This is a genomic window from Bradyrhizobium sp. P2_E8, from assembly GCF_056403875.1.
In genome coordinates this window covers 1-1,608 of sequence record NZ_JBFUES010001345.1, presented here as the reverse complement: position 1 = coordinate 1,608, position 1,608 = coordinate 1, and the positions used below count along the sequence as shown (strand labels likewise).

At 65.9% G+C, this 1,608-nt stretch carries 2 protein-coding genes; both read right to left on the bottom strand.

The window, feature by feature from the left end; translation table 11 throughout:
* On the bottom strand, window positions 1-791 hold a 791-nt coding region (locus tag AC1D00_RS40295), incomplete at its 3' end, for a patatin-like phospholipase family protein (RefSeq protein WP_477014532.1).
* 212 nt (window positions 792-1,003) lie between these two features.
* Window positions 1,004-1,600, bottom strand: a complete 597-nt coding sequence (plsY, locus tag AC1D00_RS40290) for a glycerol-3-phosphate 1-O-acyltransferase PlsY (RefSeq protein WP_477014533.1) — start codon at window positions 1,598-1,600, stop codon at window positions 1,004-1,006.
* Window positions 1,601-1,608: the final 8 nt, after the last annotated feature.

Below are 1,608 nucleotides of genomic sequence, written 5' to 3'. Positions count from 1 at the left end.
TCCCAATAGGCCTCGCCGTCGATCTCGACGGCGCAGTGGACCAGGGGCGGGCAGGTCGAGGCCAGCGCGACGTCGGTCGTGATGGCGTCATTGCGAAAGATCTGCTGCTGCCCGTCGCGGATCCGCGTCGCCGCGATCAGGAGCCTTGGCGACTTCGCCGAGCGCAGCGCCGCGAAGTCGATGTCGCGCGACAGCGCCTGCCGCAGCGGATCGAGATCGAACGGATCGAACTGGCCCGAGCGCAGCGTCGGCCCGAACGCGACCGAGCTTCCCGTCGGCGAAAAGCCGCCGACCAGCATCAGCGAGCGGAACGAGGCCTCATGCATCAGGCGGACCCAGAACCGGTTCAGCCGCGAGCGTGCAGCTTCACGGCCGCCCTCGGCAAGGCCGCAGGCGAGCAGCAGCGCGTTGACGGCGCCGGCGCTGGCGCCGCTGATCGTGTCGATCTCGATATCAGGCTCTTCCAGCAGCCGCTCCAGCACGCCCCAGGTGAAGGCGGCAAAGGTGCCGCCGCCCTGAAGCGCCAGCGAGAGCTTTCGCGGTGGCCATTGTCTAGAAGGGACCTCGCGCGCGACAGGCGCCGCGACGGTCGCGGCCTCGACGCGCTGCGGCGTTTGCACGAGGGGCGCGGGCGGCGGCGCTGGCGATGGGACGGCGGCGGGCTCTGGAGCAGGCGGCGGCGAGGGCGCATCGGACCAGATGTCCGTCATGGACAGCAGGCGGCTCGCCGCGGTGCGCGTTGCACCTTGCGAACCACCGTCGATATGCGCGCCGACCATCTTCTCGCTCATTCTGAGCTACCGCGTAACGCCTTTTGCGCTGTCAGGATGACAGGCATGGAACTCGTTCGCCACTCTGGCCACGACTGGCTTTTGAGTTGCGAACAGGATTTGGCGTATAATGCGGAAGGAGCGCGGCGGTATCCGTACTTTTTCCCGGCGTCAGGTTTTGTTTTGACGCGTTTTCTTGACGCGAACCGGTATCCACTTCGCTCGAAAACGCTCTAGGCCTTCTCGCCGATCCGGCTTTCCTTGCCCGATTGCAGCCGCTTGATGTTCTCGCGATGCGCGTAGAACAGCAGCAGCGTCAGCACGGCGAACAGCGCAGACAATGCGAGGTGGCCGAACCACCACAGGAAAATTGGCGTGATGAAGGATGCCACCAGCGCCGAGAGCGACGAATAACGCGTGGTGAAGGCGGTAGCCAACCAGAGCAGGCAGAACACCACCGCGGCCGGYCAGAACAGGCCGAGCAGGATGCCGATATAGACGGCGACACCCTTTCCGCCCTTGAACTTGAGCCAGACCGGGAAGAGATGGCCGAGGAAGGCGCCGAGGCCTGCCACCATCGCGGCATTGGGGCCGGCGATGGAGCCGGCGATCACGACCGCCACCGTGCCCTTCAGCGCATCGAGCAGGAGGGTGCCCGCAGCAAGGCTCTTGCGTCCCGTGCGCAGCACATTGGTGGCGCCGATGCTGCCGGAGCCGATCGAGYGGATATCTTGCGTGCCGGCGAGCCTGGTCAGGACCAGCCCGAACGGAATCGAGCCGAGGAGGTAGCCGATGACGAGCGCTACCGGCAAAAATGCTTCAAGACCCATGGCTGCAA